The following is a 17247-nucleotide window of genomic DNA, read 5'->3' as shown; positions in this document are numbered from 1 at the left end:
CGCAGAGAAAGAACATGGATATTAGAAAGATAAAGAAACTCATCGAGCTAGTTGAAGAGTCTGGTGTAGCTGAACTAGAAATCACTGAAGGTGAAGAGTCAGTACGTATTCACCGTGGTCCAACTGGCGTTCATGCACCGGTAAACTACAGCTTTGCAGCACCTGCGGCACCACAACAGCCGCCGGCACAAGCTCCAGCTGCGCCTGAAGCAGTGTCTGAACCAGCAGCACCAACAGGCCATGTGGTTAAATCGCCAATGGTCGGAACCTTCTATCGCGCGTCTTCACCTACTACAAAAGCGTTTGCCGAAGTAGGTCAGCAAGTAAAAGTTGGCGATACACTATGTATCGTAGAAGCCATGAAAATGATGAACCAAATCGAGTCTGATAAAGCCGGTGTTGTTAAAGCAATCTTAGTAGAGAACCAAGACCCAGTTGAGTTTGACCAACCTATGTTCATCATCGAATAAGTGAGCAATTCACAATGTTAGATAAAGTACTTATTGCTAACCGTGGTGAAATTGCCCTACGTATTTTGAGAGCCTGTAAAGAACTTGGCATCAAGACAGTAGCCGTGCACTCCACTGCGGATAAAAATTTAAAGCACGTATTACTCGCCGATGAATCCATTTGTATCGGTAAAGCGTCTGCAACCGAGAGTTACCTAAATATTCCTCGTATTATTGCAGCAGCAGAAGTAACTAATTCAATTGCTATCCACCCTGGCTACGGCTTTTTAGCGGAAAATGCTGATTTTGCAGAAGCGGTAGAAAAAAGTGGTTTTATCTTTATTGGCCCAACAGCAGACACCATTAATCTGATGGGCGATAAAGTATCTGCTATCAATGCAATGAAAAAAGCAGGGGTGCCTTGTGTTCCTGGTTCTGATGGCCCGTTGACAGATGATAACGAGCGCAATAAAACCATAGCCAAACGCATTGGTTACCCAATCATTGTTAAAGCTGCTGGTGGCGGTGGTGGTCGCGGAATGCGTGTTGTGCGCAGCGAAGGCGAGCTCGTAAAAGCCATAGAAACTACTCAAGCAGAAGCAGGCGCAGCCTTTGGCAACCCTACTGTCTACATGGAAAAGTTCCTAGAGAACCCTCGCCACGTAGAAATACAGGTACTGGCCGATGGGCAAGGTAACGCTATTCACTTAGGTGAGCGAGACTGTTCTATGCAGCGTCGTCACCAAAAAGTGGTAGAAGAAGCGCCAGCACCTGGAATTTCGGAGCAAATGCGAACCAAAATTGGCGATCGCTGCCGCAGAGCGTGTGTTGAAATAAATTATCGTGGTGCGGGAACCTTTGAGTTCCTATACGAGAACGGCGAGTTTTATTTCATTGAAATGAATACGCGTATTCAAGTAGAGCACCCAGTATCTGAGATGATCACAGGCGTTGATTTAATCAAAGAGCAGCTTCGCATAGCTGCAGGGCAGCCTCTGTCTATTGATCAGTCGCAGATTCAAATTCGCGGCCACGCTATTGAGTGTCGTATTAACGCTGAAGACCCTCAGACTTTTATTCCAAGCCCTGGTTTAATCAATATGTTTCATGCTCCAGGTGGTTTGGGTATTCGTTGGGAGTCACACATTTACGCGGGCTACACGGTTCCTCCTTATTATGATTCTATGATAGGCAAACTTATCGCTTACGGTGAAAGCCGTGATGAAGCTATTGCTCGAATGCGCCATGCATTAGAAGAAATCGTAATAGAGGGAATAAAAACAAATATTCCGCTTCAACGCTCTATCATGGCAGATGAAAACTTTTTTGCCGGTGGCACTAATATTCACTACCTTGAAAAGAAACTAGGCCTAGCCTAATCCCCCTTGGGTTGCACTGTTGTTTAAGTGCAGCCCAACTTTATGCCCCTCTTAATTCTTTTTGTTTTTCGTTTCCTATTGATTCTAATTTAACGATTACAACAATCAATTTTTACTGTTTTTCTTGTTCAAACTACACGCCTATACTTATCACAAGTTTAAACGTCTCCCGTAATGACTGTTTTTTCTTTTGTGTGTTTTACCTTATGGAGCGTGTCTCCACTTCAGCCGGTGCCTTGCACCGGCTTTTTTATGCCTGCTATTCGAGCGTGCTATAAATCACGCGCAAAAAAAAAGGCCCACCAAACGGTGGGCCAAACAGCAAGAACGCGTACACACTTTAACAGTGCGTGAATAGATACGCCCCGTAATTTGCACAAGTTCATATATAAAAGATTACTTATTTTTAACCTCTACGCCTTTAAACTACGGAATTTGTTCTTTAGACTTTGGGCTAATGATAAGGAAGCGAACTACAACCTTAGGGACACTTCATGACGTTTAAGGTAGTACTATGCAAAGCCGTTACAAACAGCTTAAAGAGAAACTCCCGATTTCAAGATTATCTGACGATGTGCTCCTCGCCCTGCGCGTTTTGTATGACGACCCTCTCGATATTGTCGATTTAAAACGAGATATCGACGACCTAACGCTTTACCCCGAAAGACTTCAAGACAGCTATAGAAAAGAATGGGAAACCTACGTGTTAAAAGCGTTAGCTGAGGATTTAAAAAGGGATGAGGCGTTGTCCGCTAATGAGTTTATTGAAAACATTATGCAGCGAGTTGAAGAGGTGGAACAAAACAATACCGCTTACGCTGCTTACCGGCCGCTGGTAGCCCAAGCTAAAACCATTAATGAATCGGGCAATACCCTTGTATTCCCCAGCCCGTTTCGCCAGCAGCTTATGGCCTTCTTATTGCCCGTAAGCACAGTAGAATAACACCAGAAAATTTGCCTTACAGCGCCTGCTAACAGGCGCTATTTATTGGCACTTTTTACCTTATACTGAGACGGACAATAACCTCGGTCTACACCCTCTGGTCGTAAACTCGCGTGCTTGGTCTTGCGGCCAGACACACGGGCTCGCCAATTTTTAAATGTCTTCTGCTTGAGATTTTTGCGCATCAGCTTTATTACCTCTTTTTCAGGTAATCCAAAAAGCTTTTCAATGGCTTCAAAGGGCGTTCTGTCTTCCCACGCCATTTCTATCACTCGCGACTGTTGTTCTTCGTCTAACATAGTTGTACTCATAAACGGTTTTGCTCGGACTAAGGTTACGCTTGTATCACGCTATATTTATGTAAAACACTGCGGTCTCAGTACATACGAAAAAATATCGTCTTCGTTCAATTTTTATTAGAAGGTGCTGCGCTAGTCGTTGACCTAGTCATTAACCAAGCTATTAACTTACTCACTAGCCTACTCGCTCGCCAAGTCATTTACTTCATCATCTTTTTCAAATGCCAGTTTGAGCAGCTCGGCAGCTGCCTTTGCATCGGAAAGCGCTCGGTGATGACGCTCCATCGAAATGTAGAAGTGCTTAGTTAAATTGGCCAATGAATAAGAGGGCAACCCAGGGTGCGTGCGACGCATTTCTCTCACCGTGCACATTTTCGGACGGCGGAATGACTGCTCAAGGCGGGCAAACTCTTGTTTAATAAAGCCGTAGTCAAAGTTGACATTGTGAGCTACAAATACCGCATCTTGTGTAAACTCAGCAATATCTTCGGCCACCTCAGAAAAAAGCGGTGCGTCTTTTACCATTTCATCTGAAATGCCTGTCAGCCGAGTAATATTTGAAGGAATACGACGCTGGGGATTCAGCAGAGTTTGATAACGAGCCACCTCTTCACCAGCAATAAGTTTCACCATGCCTATTTCAGTAATGCGGTTATAGCTATTATTTCCGCCAGTTGTCTCTATATCAACTACAACGTAGGGCTGCTCGGGGTCGCGTACCCAGCTTACGGTAGTGACTGCCACCTCAAACCCAGCCTGCTGCAAACGCTGAATAGAAACTAGCTGGTTGCGTCGTAACTGATCTCCCGGCGCTTTAATCTCTTCAAATCGCAACCCGTTGTCGTACACCATGATATCGGGAAAACCATCTCTCAGACTTTCAAAGTCTTTGCACATCATTCGCAATAAGCTGTGAATAGACTGAAGCTCTCCGTGGTGAAGTAATGCCTCTATGGGCGCTAAAAGCCGACTAGACCACATGAACAAGCTGTTCACCTTGCCGTAGTGCTGCGTCGCCATTTTTTGAATATGAAATAGCAATTTTTCCGGCGTATCTAACGACGACAGCAACGCTTCAATACTGGTTTCAAATTTGGCGTAAAAGTTATTCTGCTTAAGCGAAAGTGGACGTCGGTCAAACTCTGTTACCAAGGTATCCTCTTCATAAAGCTGCGTCCAAAACGTTAACCCAAAAAGGCTTCGCCACAATCGATTTTCTGTGCGCCAGCCTTCAATACCGTGTCTGGCATAATGGGCCAGCACGCCCCGCTCAACCTGCTGATTCTGGCTTACATCAATCGATAGTTCTCTACTGGCATTACGCAGCATATCGGTCACCGTACTGGTGCGCTTTTTGTTGTACTTGCGCGCATAAAAATCTTCAGCAAATGCCAATAGCGTATCCGATTGCGGGTTATCAATAATATACTCAAGTTCACTTTTCACTTCGTCAACAGAGCCGAGTTTATAGCTTTCTCTTATCCATTTTTCTTTCCCTTTATCACTGTCTGCTAGGCGCAGAATATTAAGGCCTTTTTGCTTATCTTCGTCTAATAGCTTTAATCCTAATGCGTACAGCAATTGATCTTTATAAAACCCTGCTGACACACCTTCGGTGCTAGGAAAGTCGCTATCAGCCAGGTTAAGCAAAGTCTCGGTGTGATAAAACGGAATTTGCGTGTAGTGGTTTGCGTAAAACCACGCAGCTTCTGTATCTGACTTACTCTCAAATCGGGCAACATCGGTCACCGAATCTGAACGAGTGCGCATAACGCCTAAATCTCTCATGGAGAATTGATTTAAGCGGCTCTTCGTATTGCCAAAATATAAAAATAATAGGAAGCGCAGTGCATCGTTAAACAAACACACTAAATAGTTATCGATAGAAAAGCGGCTAGGCCATCCATTAGCACGAATTTCATTACCAAGTAGCGTCACTAATTTTGGCTTAGTTTGTGAAGACAGCCCTTGCGTACTGCCGTAATCCGCCAACAGCGTTAAAATAGCATCTTTGGTGAGCACACCGGCTATGTCATTAAACGAGGCGTTCGTGAGGTCGCCAAACCAACCGCTTTCTATCAGGCTGTTTATTTGAGCTTGAGGCGTGTTAATTTCTGCGTAATTAAATTGTGTTCGGTCAATAATCGCATATTTACGGTTAGCCGCACGTACGATAGTGCACTGCTTGTCATCGTCTAACGCCTTAAAACGCTCGATAAACGATGCGGCCTCATCAGAGAGCAGTGTCGCACTTGCCCCCTCAAAAAAGCTGAGGAACTCATGAAAATGAGTGAGGTAATAGCGGGGAGGGAGATCTTTTCGCACTTTTCGCATTTGGCCAGCAGCCCAGTCAGTTAAAAATAGTCAGTTGAAGATATTTGGGTACAGCGAATGGTTATAGCCGTTTAGCCATGCCTTCTAAAGTCATAGCTTCTCACATCATAGCGACCCAAATCATAACAAAAACTCGCTATAGTGTATATTTATACAGCACCATTAATCAACCTTTACCCGCTGTTTACTTACCCAGCTAAAAAACGATGCTAACTGTTCATCGGCTAGTAATAGCGGCAATGTGCAGAGGTTTTTGGCAAGGGTCATTTCATCGTAAAAGCGGTGAATACCGCTATGACACTGCCTGCAAACATGCACACCTTCTTGGCGCTCGGCTTTTGTGTAATGCTTCTTAAAATATTGACGCCTGTGCATTTTTTTCGGAATAAGATGATGATATGTCAGTCGCGTCTTACGTTTGCAGCATGGACATATCCCAACAGTGTTTGCCACACCAGCCACCTCACTCTTGTTTGAATACCCAATTGATAGCCTAAGCATTTAAGCTTAGACGTATTGATCTAATCATTAATACCGAAAATACTGGCACCTGATCACTAAACTGTTTCCTAAGCTGTCCTCTAAGCTTTTCAATAACTCATCCAATAAATCATTCAACAAGCAACGTATAAGAAGTTAAAAACAATCCACCCATTGGTAATACGCGTATTTATAGTAAATTGAAAAAACATGGAATTAAGATATGAGTTTGACACGCGCAATGGGCTTTTCCTGCCCGTACTGTATGGCCCCTAATGATGTTGAGATTGATGAAATAAACGACGTTGGTCAAGTTCAAGTATTAGACTGCCAAGTTTGCTGTCAGCCCATCGAGTTAAGAGTGTTTCAGCACGGTGAAGAACTTTCTATAGAGGCAGAACGAGAAAATGACTGACCGTATGACTCGCGATGATTTAGACAACTTAGAGCAGCGCTACCGCGCTAATTTAATTAATAGTTTGTCTGGCTTTAAATCGGCGGTGCTGCTTGGAACCACAGATGGGAAAACTAACAACGTAGCCATTATTAGTTCAGTGGTTCACATAGGTGCTAACCCGCCGCTACTTGGCATGATAATGCGTCCGCACACTGTGCAGCGAGATTCATTGGATAACATTAAGCAGCAGGGCTTTTACACCCTAAATCACGTGAATACACAGTGGGCTGATAAAGCACACCAAACCTCGGCCCGCTACGAGCAAGATGAAAGCGAATTCGAGGCCGTGGGACTGACCCCTTTTTTCAGCGACACGTTGAGTGCGCCTTATGTTAAAGAAAGCGAAGTTAACATTGGTCTTAAAGTAGCTCAGCATTTTAGCTTGCTCAATAATACCGAAATGGTAATTGGTGAAATCCAAGAAGTCTTTTTTGCTAAAGATGCCCTGGCTAAAGATGGGTATCTTGATATAGAAGCTTTAAACACTGCGTCAATCAGCGGCTTAGATAGCTATCACTCAAGCAAACGGTTGGCGAGATACGCATACGCTAAGCCAAATGTGCCCCTTGAAACAAAGTAAACTTTTAAGCACAAACGCTGTCTTATTGTGCATGAATGGCAATAGATAACATTTTATTAATCGATTAAAACTGAGTTTTACGCAATTTTTGTCGATCTTTACTGAAAAAGCGTTAGTATAAAGTATGTATCAAAAAACCTGCCCTTTCTGGGGCAGGTTTTTTGCGTTTAAGGCACTGAATAAAAAAGAATCATTATCGTTTCTATCTCATTGGGAGAATGTTATGAAATCTGTTAATCGCCGCGACTTTATGAAAATCACGGGCTCAACGCTAATAGGGTTAACCCTAGGCGGCGTTGCACTGCGTGCTCAAGCTCAAGAGCAGCTGAGCGCAGACGATGCCACTGCAAAGGCTCTTAATTACACGCCAGCTTCAACTGTTGATGGTGCAAAATGCAGTAACTGCATGTACGTGCAGGGCGCCGATGGCGAACCACATCGTCCATGTAATATCTTCCCTGGCAAACTGGTTAATGCGAACGGCTGGTGTAGCGCTTGGGTTAAAAAGCCTGGCTAGGTAGCGTATCTTTCACTGTTGACTTATCAGCGCTGTCTCAAACGTTTGGTTAATGACAGTGCTAGTGTAGCGGGTGTTTCGTGAGCGCTGAACTTCATTGAAGATTAGTGGCAACCAGCGAGGCAGAGTGAACAATGAAGAACAAGCTGTAAGCACTTATTACACAATTGTTGTGTAAACCAATAATAGAAAAGAGCCTCAACACATGGTGTTGAGGCTCTTTTTTTGTGTTTCAGTTATAAGACGTTGTTAGCTCCTCATAGAGGAACCAAGCCCTAGTTGGACGTCACGTTTTCAGTAATAGATTCAAGCTCAGGCGCGTCAAATCGTGAGGGTAAAAGACCCGGGGTGATAGAAAAGCCATGTTTGGCTTCAAAAACGCTGCCAATTCGCAACACCTTTTCGTCCATCCATTTACCTGCAATAAAGCTGAGTCCAACAGGAAGGTTTTTAATCTCATCAACAGGCACAGTTAAATGTGGGTACCCTGCTACCGCGGCTAAATAGCCAACGCCAATAAATCCGCCTGGCGAGTGATCGCCATACACGCCGTCAATTAAAAACGAAGGACTGTTCGAAGGAGAAACCAACACATCAACATTGTGCTGCTGCATCAGTGTATCGATGCCGTTGGTTCCTGCGGTTTTCTGAATCAGTGAAAGTGCCGACTTGTATTCCTCACTATCGATGGCTGCCGCTTCTAGCGACTTTTCAAAAATGTCTTGATTGAACAGAACCAGCTCTCGTTTATCTGTTTTGTTGAAAGCGATAAGCGCCTGCAAATCTCTCGCAGGAATATCCGCAGGCGAGTCGGCGAGATACTCGTTAATCGAGGAATGAAACTCACTTAGAAGTACATTGTACGAGTCGGCCCAAAAGCTATCTGGCTGGTCAAAGTCGTCAATATCAACAAGGGTTGCGCCTGCATTCTCCAGACTGCTTAATGCATTTTCATAGGCTGCGAGTATATGAGGGTTATCGCCCTGTCTAAAACGTACCACACCAATTCTTACACCTTTTAAATCAGTAGCAATAAGCGATGAGTTAGGCTGTTGAATAAGGTGCTTGCCCGCATCGGCTGTAGCGCTGTCCTTTGCATCTTCGCCGGCCATGATAGACGCCATTAACCATGCATCTTGTACGTTATTTGTCATTGGCCCAGCAGTATCTTGGCTGAATGAAATAGGGACAATATGAGTGCGAGAAAGCATACCTACTGTTGGTTTAAAGCCAACTACACCGTTCATTGAAGACGGGCAGATAATAGAGCCATTTGTCTCTGTACCTACTGCAAGAGAGGCTAGGCGAAGGGCCATAGCGGCACCAGAGCCTGATGAAGAGCCACAGGCGCTTCTCGATAATACGTGTGGATTACGGGTTAGCCCGCCCACTGCACTCCATCCACTAATTGACGACTCCGAGCGAAAGTTTGCCCACTCTGATAAGTTCGTTTTACCTAATATAATGACATCAGCTGCTTTTAGCTTAGCCACAATCGGCGCGTCGCGACCCGTTGTATTGTTCAGCAGTGCCATCGATCCCGCGGTGGTTGCCATCTCGCTTGTTTCAATATTATCTTTTAGTAAAACGGGAATTCCGGCTAATGCGCCGACGCTTTCGCCATTCTTAATTTTTGCATCAATGCGCTTAGCTTGCTCAAGGGCTTGGATATTAATAGCCAGTACACTGTTAGCATCCGTATCTAGGCGCTCAATGCGAGCTAAATAGCCAGATACCAAGTCGTATGACGATAATTCGCCAGACTGAATAGCGCCGGCTTGGGCATACGCCGGTTTATCCAGCCATTGTGATGCCGTGCTTTGCTGTTTACTTGTAGTTGTGCATGCGCCGCACAGCGCCACAAAAATGAGTAGATACCACTTTTTTATCATTATTTTTCCCTTATTTTGCTACACAACTACTCAAAAGCCTGTTGGCAACCTGCCTTCAGCATAAATAGCGGTGTAATTTTATTAACGCACTTTTTTAGCGTGTTTTTCGCATTAACTACTTTTAATACTATGCAGCAAAAATAGTTCATATGTAACGAAAATAACTACACCGTTTTTGTATACAAAAATACGATGCTAGTAATTATCACTGTGTTCCGGTTAGCATTAAACAGGGTTTTTAGTTCGTAGATTACTCGCCATATCTACATGAGTGGAGCTAGAAGCTAAATATGTTTATGCCACTTTGCTTGTTATTGTACATTTCGAACAGCATACTCAAGGAATAGAAAATAGTTACGGCAAGAATGAAGGCAGAAAGCGCTTTAAAGTGCTGTTGATGCGTGTTTAGTTTAATGACTCATTTTTAAGGGTGTATGTTGAATAAAATGTGGTGGGGCCAGTTTAACTTTGATGAACAAGAGACTAAGTGCTGGCGAGTGGGAGACCGCTTAGTAGCCATCAGACGATCAGAACATGAATGGTCAGTTTGGAATAAAGAAACAACTCAAGAACTTGATAAGCCAATTCAGGTCAATAAATTAAAAGCACGAGAATCTTTGAAAGAGATTGCTATTCAACGGTTTATGGTGAGTAATACAAGCACAACACTTGTCATCGAACCCTCACTAGCCGACAGAGCAATGGTAGTGCGGCCTAATAAACCTTTCTTTGTAATGCCGGAAGAAGAAATAAATATATTTGTTAGCACTCCGCTTTGGATGACATTGCTATTACCTAAAAGTGATATTCCACTGACTGATATTCCGTTTTGGCGTCCTTCAGACTCTTGGTTTGGACCCTCCACTATGTCCGGAGATTTATGTTACTCCAAATATACTGATGCAAAAATGGACAACTCATTACTTGAAAAGCGTCCCCATCGCGCTTCAACTATGGTGACATTGAAAAATGAGCAAGATGAGCCTTTAAGAGTTGAACGTTTAAACCTACCCGTGCCCGCACTGAAGTTATATACAAATCAAAATGGCGATTTTTGGTCTGATCAAGTGTCAATACTACAAATTAAAGAACATGGTAAATCAATCTCTCATGTAAGACATAACCCACCTGAAAAAACCTTATCTCTTGAACTAGTATCAGAGTCCAGAGAGTTGAGCAATAAGCCGTCATTTTTGTCCTCGATCAAAAGTCTTGTCGATTAATTAAGCCACTGAGGTTATGTAAGAATGAATGAACAAACTGAAACCTTGGAACTTGTAGAACGATTACACCTTTTCGATGTAGGCCAAGCTCTCTTTCTATTAATAGCGGGTTATTTTATAGCCAAGTTTCTTAGTAACCTGGTCATACGGTTTAATTTTGCAAACATGACTAACCATGGGCAAGTCTTACTCAGACGTGGTGTTTTCTATGGCATAATGATTCTTATGCTGATGTCGGCTTTGCGAGAGTTAGGGTTCGATCTAAGTGTAATTCTCGGTGCAGCAGGGATACTTAGTGTTGCAATTGGTTTTGCATCACAAACGTCGGCTTCTAATTTAATTAGTGGAATTTTTCTGATGATGGAGCGGCCGTTTTCCATCGGTGATGTGATAAGAGTGGAACAAACCACCGGCGAAGTTATTTCCATTGATTTGCTGTCTGTAAAAATACGAACATTCGATAATTTGTTTGTACGTGTGCCAAATGAGTCAATGATCAAAACGCAAGTAACTACGCTAACTCGCTTTCCTATTCGAAGAGCCGACCTTCAAGTCGGCATCGCTTACAAGGAGGATATTTCCAAAGTCAGAGCGCTCCTTGATGAAATCGCCGATAAGAATCCATTATGCCTTAGTGAACCAGCCCCATTATTTATTTTACTAGGATTTGGTACCTCGTCTGTTGATATTCAATATTCGATTTGGGCTAAGCGAGAAAACTTCTTGCTACTTAAAAACGAGATTTACCAACAAATTAAAGAAGCCTTCGATAAAAATGGGATAGAAATACCGTTTCCTCATATGAGTCTTTATTCAGGTGAGGCATCAAAGCCCATCGCAGTATCAATCAAAGAAGGAGAGCAAGAAAGCAGATAGAACGACTTTAACCGTTTTTGCGCAGCCGCTGATTATTAGCGGCCACTAGAAATATCCAATAGTTAATATTTGAGTTCTTCAGCATGCGAAGTTAAAAGTGTGGATCGGTTTTCAATAAAAAAGGGGAAAATAGGGGCAAAACAGTAGGCGCCTAGTTAGAAAGAATAGCGAACACATTTTCTGACCCGCTCCATCCAAGCCCATACTTTTCTAGTAAGGCTTGGTAACGACCGTTTTCAATAATTACAGACAAACTGTGATTAAACGCCTCACGCAGCTCTTTATTGGGAATAGCCGCTCGATAGGTAGAAATAGGAAAAAGTTCATGAAACACCACGTCATCGGTTTTATACCTGTCGTCGTTTAGTTTGAAGTAAGAAAAAATATTTCTGTCCATCACCGCCACATCAACACTGCCTAACATTAGCATGTCGACTTGTCGCTCTTGTTTTGCCATTTCTAAATAGGTCGGTTGCGAAGAAAGCGTTGCTTCAAACGTTTTTCCAAGTACTGATGTGGCAGTTTGAAAGGCCACCACACTCTTTGTTTTTAGCGCTTCTATACTCTCAATGTGAAGTTTTCTGTCTGAACGTGTTATCGCAACATTTTGATAAGCAATGTATGGATTAGAGAGAATATCTTCCGATACTGCATGAGAAGGCGTCAGTGTAAGCGCAATATCAACAGCCCCTTGATTAATTACCTTTGTTGTTCTGCCATAGGGCAGATAGAGCACTTTAGCACTGTGCCCCATATCGCTGAGAATAGCGCGCACTAGATCAACTTCAAATCCACTGTCGTTGGCAGAGTTCACGTATGGCGGCTTATCCATTCCCACAAGTACCTCTACTTCTCGAGACTGCACGTTAAAAGCAGCTATCAGCATAAAAAGAGGTAAAAGCAGTGATCGCATAGGTAACTGATTCTCATTTGAAGATAAGTGAGCGTTAATAATACAGACTTGAAGGTAAGTGGGTAGTCGACAAAAGATTAACTTTTAATCAAAAAGTGTATTTGTCGAAAAGGTAATTTATTGAGTAGAGCATAGCAATAAATAGCGATAAAAAGTGGGTATGCCCGAATGAACGCTATTTTTATCTGCCGCCGGATTTCGTTTACATCAGGTGAGAGGTACAATACTGCCAAACACGTTAACGGCACACGACTATGGCTTGGCTACAACTTCGAATTAATACCACCTCGGAACACGCAGATGCAATTGGCGATATGCTAAGTGCCAATGGATCCCAAGCGGTCACTTATGTAGACGCGAAAGATACCCCCATGTATGAGCCCAAGCCTGGCGAAGTGCTGCTTTGGCCCGACACGCAAGTGGTTGGTTTATTTGAAGCCGACGCTGATATGAAACGTATTTTAGGACGATTAGCCAAAGCAAAAGTATTGGGACCAGACTTCACATACAAGCTTGAACCACTAGAAGACAAAGACTGGGAGCGTGAGTGGATGGACAACTTCCACCCCATGCAGTTTGGAGAACGGCTGTGGATATGCCCGAGCTGGCGAGACGTTCCCGATCCTAATGCTGTTAATGTAATGCTCGACCCTGGCCTAGCCTTTGGTACGGGCACCCATCCCACGACTGCGTTATGTTTACGCTGGTTAGATGGTATCGACATGACGGACAAAACCGTGGTGGACTTTGGCTGCGGCTCCGGCATTTTGGCATTAGCCGCCCTAAAACTGGGCGCCAAACGTGTAATTGGAATTGATATCGACCCTCAGGCTTTACAAGCCACAAAAGAAAATGCCCGCAGAAATGGGGTAGAAGACCGCCTAGACGTGTTCTTACCTGAAAACCAACCAGTGCTAGAGGCCGACGTGGTTGTTGCAAATATACTCTCTGGCCCTCTTCTTGAGCTGCGAAAAGTCATTACAGGATATTGTAAATCAGATGGACTGCTCGTGCTGTCGGGTATTTTAGCTGAACAGGTACCCACTATTGAGCAGGCCTATGCGAACGATATCTCACTTGAGCCAAGTGCAATTGACGGTGAATGGGCGAGAGTATCCGGACGCAAGCATTAGTGCTGCGCGCTCAATAAGACATCATCTGTGATATTTTTTGCTCACTGAACCCGCATACATTTTCAGCTTCTCAGTGTTGCGCAATACGGTAAATCGATAAAAAGCAGGATGTAATTGTTAAATTTTTTCACATTACATCCCTTTTAACTCGAGGCTTTCACGTCTTAAGCACAAAATTTAACCAGTATTTATGCGTTAGATTACTAACGAGACAGATTTTTTTCGCTGTCAATACCGATAAGTGAAATTTTGTGTGATTTTTAGCCTTTTCAAGCATTGCGAAAACACGTACACTTAGCGCCCCGTTTTAGCCGGGTGTATAATTTCTGTGCAATTATAAATGGTGAGCTTCTCGTTAACTTATGCAACAACCTATGCAACCAACTATGCAAAAGCCTTTGCAACAACCTTTGCAAATTGGACCATATAAGTTAGATAACAATTTGATGTTAGCTCCCATGGCTGGCGTAACTGACCGACCGTTTCGTCAATTATGCAAGCGCTTAGGCGCAGGTCTTGTAGTGTCTGAGATGCTGTCGAGTAATCCGAAAGTGTGGAATACCGCAAAGTCGCAGGCGCGCATGAACCATGAGGGCGAAGAAGGAATTCGCTCTGTACAGATAGCGGGTGCCGATCCTGAGCTTATGGCGCAAGCAGCGCAATTTAATGTTGAGAATGGTGCGCAAATCATCGACATCAATATGGGTTGCCCTGCTAAAAAGGTGAATAAGAAGCTTGCAGGTTCAGCACTGCTTCAGTACCCAGACACAGTGGAAAGTATCATCAAAGCAGTGGTTAACGCTGTGGATGTTCCTGTAACACTGAAAATACGTACCGGTTGGAATCCAGAAAATCGCAATGGGGTAGATATTGCCCGCATTGCAGAGCAAAACGGCATACAGTCGCTTGCTGTTCACGGTAGAACAAAAGCTTGTATGTATAAAGGAGAAGCGGAGTACGACACCATACGCCGAATAAAGGCGGCAATATCAATACCTGTTATTGCAAATGGTGATATTACTTCTCCACAAAAGGCACAAGAGGTACTGAATTACACTGGTGCAGATGGCGTTATGGTAGGTCGCGGCGCGCAAGGTAAACCTTGGATTTTTAAACAAATTCAACATTATCTTGAAACGGGCGAAACCTTGGCTCCACCGCCACTGTCACAACAGTTTGAGATTTTGTACGAACACGTAACGAACGTACAGGGTTTTTACGGTGACACAGCCGGTGTAAGAATAGCCCGAAAGCACGTGGGCTGGTATCTCTCGGAGCATGATACGGATCGTCAGTTTCGTAAAACGTTTAACGCTATCGATGATGCTACTGAGCAACTCGATGCACTAAATGCATATTTTCAAGCGCTGCAGACTAGAGAAAACCGACAGATTTCTCCCGCAGCATAGTGATGACTAACTAAAGAGCAACACAGTATTATGTTCGATCAAAACGTGACTTCACCTTTTACTACTACCGTAACTACGCCTTCACAAACGCAGGCTCAAAAGCCTTTGCGCGACTCTGTTAAGCAAGCGGTTAACAAGTACCTAAAGCAACTAGACAACGCAAACATCGATAACTTGTACGAAATGGTACTGGCTGAAGTGGAAGCACCACTTCTAGAAGAAGTTATGACCTACACGCGCGGCAACCAAACCCGCGCAGCGATTATGATGGGCATCAACCGCGGCACACTTCGCAAAAAGTTAAAGCAATACGGCATGAACTAAAATTCTAAGGGCGCTGCCCAGCAAAGAGCACCAATCGGTGCTCTTTTTGTTTCAACACTACAACTTTGAAGCTAATACATTTATGCAAACACCAAAACCAATCAAACGTGCTCTTTTAAGTGTCTCTGACAAAACAGGTATCGTCGATTTCGCGACAGCGCTGCACAATGCGGGCGTTGAGCTTTTATCAACAGGCGGAACTGCGAAACTTATCGCTGATGCAGGCCTTCCTGTAACGGAAGTGTCTGATCACACAGGTCACCCTGAAATTATGGCTGGCCGTGTTAAAACTCTTCACCCTAAAGTCCATGGCGGCATATTAGCCCGTCGCGGTATTGATGAAGCGGTTATGCAAGAAAACAATATTGCACCTATCGATTTGGTCGTCGTAAACCTATATCCGTTTGCGGCTACTGTTGCCAACGATGATTGCACATTAGAAGACGCTATCGAAAATATCGATATCGGTGGTCCGACAATGGTGCGTGCAGCAGCGAAAAACCACAAAGACGTGACTATTGTGGTAAATGCAGCTGACTACGACAGTGTACTAGCAGAAATGAACGCGAACAGCGGCTCGTTGAATTACAAAACCCGTTTTGACCTAGCTATTAAAGCATTTGAACACACTGCTGAGTACGATGGCATGATTGCCAACTACTTTGGTGCACGTCTAGATAGCACAGAATGTGAAGAAGACTGCGACCACCAGCACAGTGAATTTCCTCGCACTTACAACGTTCAAATGAGCAAAAAACAAGACCTGCGCTATGGTGAAAACAGTCATCAAAATGCCGCTTTTTACGTTGAAAACACGGTTCAAGAAGCCTCTGTTGCCACCGCTGAACAGCTTCAGGGTAAAGAGCTATCGTTTAACAACATTGCCGATACCGACTCTGCGCTAGAGTGCGTTAAAGAATTCGACGAACCGGCCTGCGTTATTGTTAAACACGCCAACCCTTGTGGTGTTGCTATTGGTGACAATATTTTAAGCGCCTACGATCGTGCTTTCAAAACCGACCCTACCTCTGCATTCGGCGGCATCATTGCCTTTAACCGCGAGCTCGATGCGAAAACAGCGCAAGCTATTGTAGATCGTCAGTTCGTAGAAGTGATTATTGCGCCAACAGTGAGCGACGAAGCAAAAGCAGTGGTCAGTGCGAAGAAGAATGTACGCCTTCTAGCCTGTGGCGAGTGGGCTGGTCAATTAACTGAAGGTTACGACTTTAAACGCGTCAACGGCGGCCTGCTAGTTCAAGAACGCGACTTCGGCATGGTCGATAAAGAAGACTTAGAAGTTGTGACTAAAATCAAGCCATCTGAAGAGCAGCTTCGCGACCTTATGTTCTGCTGGAAAGTAGCCAAATACGTGAAGTCTAATGCCATTGTGTATTGCAAAGATGGTATGACTATTGGTGTGGGCGCAGGACAAATGAGCCGCGTATACTCTGCAAAAATTGCAGGTATCAAAGCCTCAGATGAAAACCTTGAAGTAGCCGGTTCGGTCATGGCCTCAGATGCATTCTTCCCGTTTAGAGATGGCATAGATGCAGCAGCAGAAGCCGGTATTAAAGCGGTTATTCAACCTGGCGGCTCAATGCGCGACCAAGAGGTGATTGATGCAGCTGACGAACACGGTATTGCTATGGTGTTCACGGGTATGCGCCACTTCCGCCACTAAACCTTTTTAAAAGGTTGGCGTTTATTAAACCTTTCGCGTTTATTGAACGATTGGCGCCTACTAAAAGACGTGCGCTTTTTGCGCATGAATAGATATAGACCCCAGCGGGGCTCCACAGCAGCATGCTTAGTGCAGTGGAGTCACACTGTGACTTGCTCCCCGCTAGTCTATTCATCAATACATAAGCACGTGGTTTAACGATGTGGGTTGACGACCTTGTTTTACGCCTTGTTTATTACTCGGTTTATCACATTGTTAGTAACCCCTACATACAGCATAAACGTGCGCCAGCGGCATGTGCCGATGGTAGAGCGTGAATGCGATAGAGTTGCGAATTATTCTGTTGGGTGTCGGATGC

17 protein-coding genes are annotated in these 17247 nt (G+C 44.1%); 12 read left to right on the top strand and 5 right to left on the bottom strand.

Annotated features, from left to right (window positions below):
* Positions 1-14: 14 nt before the first annotated feature.
* The 3 genes from accB to O9X84_RS03600 all read left to right on the top strand — a co-directional run bounded on the left by accB (position 15) and on the right by O9X84_RS03600 (position 2771).
* Complete coding sequence (accB, locus tag O9X84_RS03610; RefSeq protein ID WP_269518195.1) at positions 15-470, top strand: acetyl-CoA carboxylase biotin carboxyl carrier protein; 456 nt, start codon at positions 15-17, stop codon at positions 468-470.
* 14 nt (positions 471-484) lie between these two features.
* Positions 485-1828: an acetyl-CoA carboxylase biotin carboxylase subunit gene (gene accC / locus O9X84_RS03605; RefSeq protein WP_032097611.1), complete on the top strand. Its 1344-nt coding sequence runs from the start codon at positions 485-487 to the stop codon at positions 1826-1828.
* Positions 1829-2342: 514 nt separating this feature from the next.
* A complete protein-coding gene (locus O9X84_RS03600; protein ID WP_269518194.1) occupies positions 2343-2771 on the top strand; it encodes a hypothetical protein in 429 nt (142 codons plus the stop codon).
* 38 nt (positions 2772-2809) lie between these two features.
* On the opposite strand, the gene O9X84_RS03595 is transcribed toward O9X84_RS03600, so the two are convergent.
* The 3 genes from O9X84_RS03595 to O9X84_RS03585 all read right to left on the bottom strand — a co-directional run bounded on the left by O9X84_RS03595 (position 2810) and on the right by O9X84_RS03585 (position 5857).
* Positions 2810-3082, bottom strand: a complete 273-nt coding sequence (locus O9X84_RS03595) for a TIGR03643 family protein (protein WP_235207857.1) — start codon at positions 3080-3082, stop codon at positions 2810-2812.
* A 168-nt stretch (positions 3083-3250) separates the two neighbouring features.
* Positions 3251-5395: an exonuclease domain-containing protein gene (locus tag O9X84_RS03590; RefSeq protein WP_332108314.1), complete on the bottom strand. Its 2145-nt coding sequence runs from the start codon at positions 5393-5395 to the stop codon at positions 3251-3253.
* Positions 5396-5566: 171 nt separating this feature from the next.
* The gene (locus O9X84_RS03585; protein WP_269518192.1) at positions 5567-5857 is read right to left on the bottom strand and encodes a hypothetical protein; all 291 of its coding nucleotides are present in this window, start codon (positions 5855-5857) and stop codon (positions 5567-5569) included.
* A gap of 250 nt (positions 5858-6107) precedes the next feature.
* On the opposite strand from O9X84_RS03585, the gene O9X84_RS03580 reads away from it, so the two are divergent.
* The 3 genes from O9X84_RS03580 to O9X84_RS03570 all read left to right on the top strand — a co-directional run bounded on the left by O9X84_RS03580 (position 6108) and on the right by O9X84_RS03570 (position 7438).
* Entirely contained in the window at positions 6108-6299 is a 192-nt protein-coding gene (locus O9X84_RS03580; protein ID WP_032097608.1) for a CPXCG motif-containing cysteine-rich protein, read from the top strand.
* Positions 6292-6921, top strand: coding sequence for a flavin reductase family protein (locus O9X84_RS03575; protein WP_269518191.1), 630 nt, complete (start codon positions 6292-6294; stop codon positions 6919-6921). The genes O9X84_RS03580 and O9X84_RS03575 overlap by 8 nt, the downstream gene beginning before the upstream one ends.
* A gap of 223 nt (positions 6922-7144) precedes the next feature.
* Positions 7145-7438: a high-potential iron-sulfur protein gene (locus tag O9X84_RS03570; RefSeq protein WP_269518190.1), complete on the top strand. Its 294-nt coding sequence runs from the start codon at positions 7145-7147 to the stop codon at positions 7436-7438.
* A 275-nt stretch (positions 7439-7713) separates the two neighbouring features.
* On the opposite strand, the gene O9X84_RS03565 is transcribed toward O9X84_RS03570, so the two are convergent.
* Positions 7714-9330: an amidase gene (locus O9X84_RS03565; protein ID WP_269518189.1), complete on the bottom strand. Its 1617-nt coding sequence runs from the start codon at positions 9328-9330 to the stop codon at positions 7714-7716.
* Between the two features lie 446 nt (positions 9331-9776).
* Here O9X84_RS03565 and O9X84_RS03560 point away from each other — a divergent pair, with 446 nt between their 5' ends.
* Both O9X84_RS03560 and O9X84_RS03555 read left to right on the top strand, forming a co-directional pair.
* Positions 9777-10553, top strand: a complete 777-nt coding sequence (locus O9X84_RS03560) for a DUF432 domain-containing protein (protein WP_269518188.1) — start codon at positions 9777-9779, stop codon at positions 10551-10553.
* Between the two features lie 24 nt (positions 10554-10577).
* On the top strand, positions 10578-11429 hold the full coding sequence (locus tag O9X84_RS03555; protein ID WP_269518187.1) for a mechanosensitive ion channel family protein: 852 nt from the start codon (positions 10578-10580) through the stop codon (positions 11427-11429).
* Between the two features lie 151 nt (positions 11430-11580).
* Here O9X84_RS03555 and O9X84_RS03550 read toward each other — a convergent pair whose 3' ends face one another.
* Positions 11581-12342 (bottom strand): substrate-binding periplasmic protein, encoded by a 762-nt coding sequence (locus O9X84_RS03550; RefSeq protein ID WP_269518186.1) that lies wholly within the window; start codon positions 12340-12342, stop codon positions 11581-11583.
* A gap of 254 nt (positions 12343-12596) precedes the next feature.
* On the opposite strand from O9X84_RS03550, the gene prmA reads away from it, so the two are divergent.
* From prmA to purH, 4 genes are all read left to right on the top strand, one after another.
* Complete coding sequence (gene prmA / locus O9X84_RS03545) at positions 12597-13475, top strand: 50S ribosomal protein L11 methyltransferase (protein WP_269518184.1); 879 nt, start codon at positions 12597-12599, stop codon at positions 13473-13475.
* A gap of 410 nt (positions 13476-13885) precedes the next feature.
* Complete coding sequence (gene dusB / locus O9X84_RS03540) at positions 13886-14884, top strand: tRNA dihydrouridine synthase DusB (protein WP_032097760.1); 999 nt, start codon at positions 13886-13888, stop codon at positions 14882-14884.
* A 30-nt stretch (positions 14885-14914) separates the two neighbouring features.
* Positions 14915-15208, top strand: coding sequence for a DNA-binding transcriptional regulator Fis (gene fis, locus O9X84_RS03535; RefSeq protein WP_012520109.1), 294 nt, complete (start codon positions 14915-14917; stop codon positions 15206-15208).
* An 82-nt stretch (positions 15209-15290) separates the two neighbouring features.
* Positions 15291-16889, top strand: coding sequence for a bifunctional phosphoribosylaminoimidazolecarboxamide formyltransferase/IMP cyclohydrolase (purH, locus tag O9X84_RS03530; RefSeq protein WP_269518183.1), 1599 nt, complete (start codon positions 15291-15293; stop codon positions 16887-16889).
* The last annotated feature ends 358 nt before the right edge of the window (positions 16890-17247 follow it).

This window comes from Alteromonas sp. BMJM2 (assembly GCF_027257845.1).
In the GTDB taxonomy this organism is placed as follows: domain Bacteria; phylum Pseudomonadota; class Gammaproteobacteria; order Enterobacterales; family Alteromonadaceae; genus Alteromonas.
The sequence above is the reverse complement of the archived record's forward strand: the minus strand, read 5'-3'. Positions and strand labels throughout refer to the sequence as shown.

Coding starts and splice junctions, on each gene's coding strand:
- accB (WP_269518195.1), top strand. CDS start 15: ATGGATATTAGAAAGATAAAGAAACTCATCGAGCTAGTTGAAGAGTCT.
- accC (WP_032097611.1), top strand. CDS start 485: ATGTTAGATAAAGTACTTATTGCTAACCGTGGTGAAATTGCCCTACGT.
- O9X84_RS03600 (WP_269518194.1), top strand. CDS start 2,343: ATGCAAAGCCGTTACAAACAGCTTAAAGAGAAACTCCCGATTTCAAGA.
- O9X84_RS03595 (WP_235207857.1), bottom strand. CDS start 3,082: ATGAGTACAACTATGTTAGACGAAGAACAACAGTCGCGAGTGATAGAA.
- O9X84_RS03580 (WP_032097608.1), top strand. CDS start 6,108: ATGAGTTTGACACGCGCAATGGGCTTTTCCTGCCCGTACTGTATGGCC.
- O9X84_RS03575 (WP_269518191.1), top strand. CDS start 6,292: ATGACTGACCGTATGACTCGCGATGATTTAGACAACTTAGAGCAGCGC.
- O9X84_RS03570 (WP_269518190.1), top strand. CDS start 7,145: ATGAAATCTGTTAATCGCCGCGACTTTATGAAAATCACGGGCTCAACG.
- O9X84_RS03565 (WP_269518189.1), bottom strand. CDS start 9,330: ATGATAAAAAAGTGGTATCTACTCATTTTTGTGGCGCTGTGCGGCGCA.
- O9X84_RS03560 (WP_269518188.1), top strand. CDS start 9,777: ATGTGGTGGGGCCAGTTTAACTTTGATGAACAAGAGACTAAGTGCTGG.
- O9X84_RS03555 (WP_269518187.1), top strand. CDS start 10,578: ATGAATGAACAAACTGAAACCTTGGAACTTGTAGAACGATTACACCTT.
- O9X84_RS03550 (WP_269518186.1), bottom strand. CDS start 12,342: ATGCGATCACTGCTTTTACCTCTTTTTATGCTGATAGCTGCTTTTAAC.
- prmA (WP_269518184.1), top strand. CDS start 12,597: ATGGCTTGGCTACAACTTCGAATTAATACCACCTCGGAACACGCAGAT.
- fis (WP_012520109.1), top strand. CDS start 14,915: ATGTTCGATCAAAACGTGACTTCACCTTTTACTACTACCGTAACTACG.
- purH (WP_269518183.1), top strand. CDS start 15,291: ATGCAAACACCAAAACCAATCAAACGTGCTCTTTTAAGTGTCTCTGAC.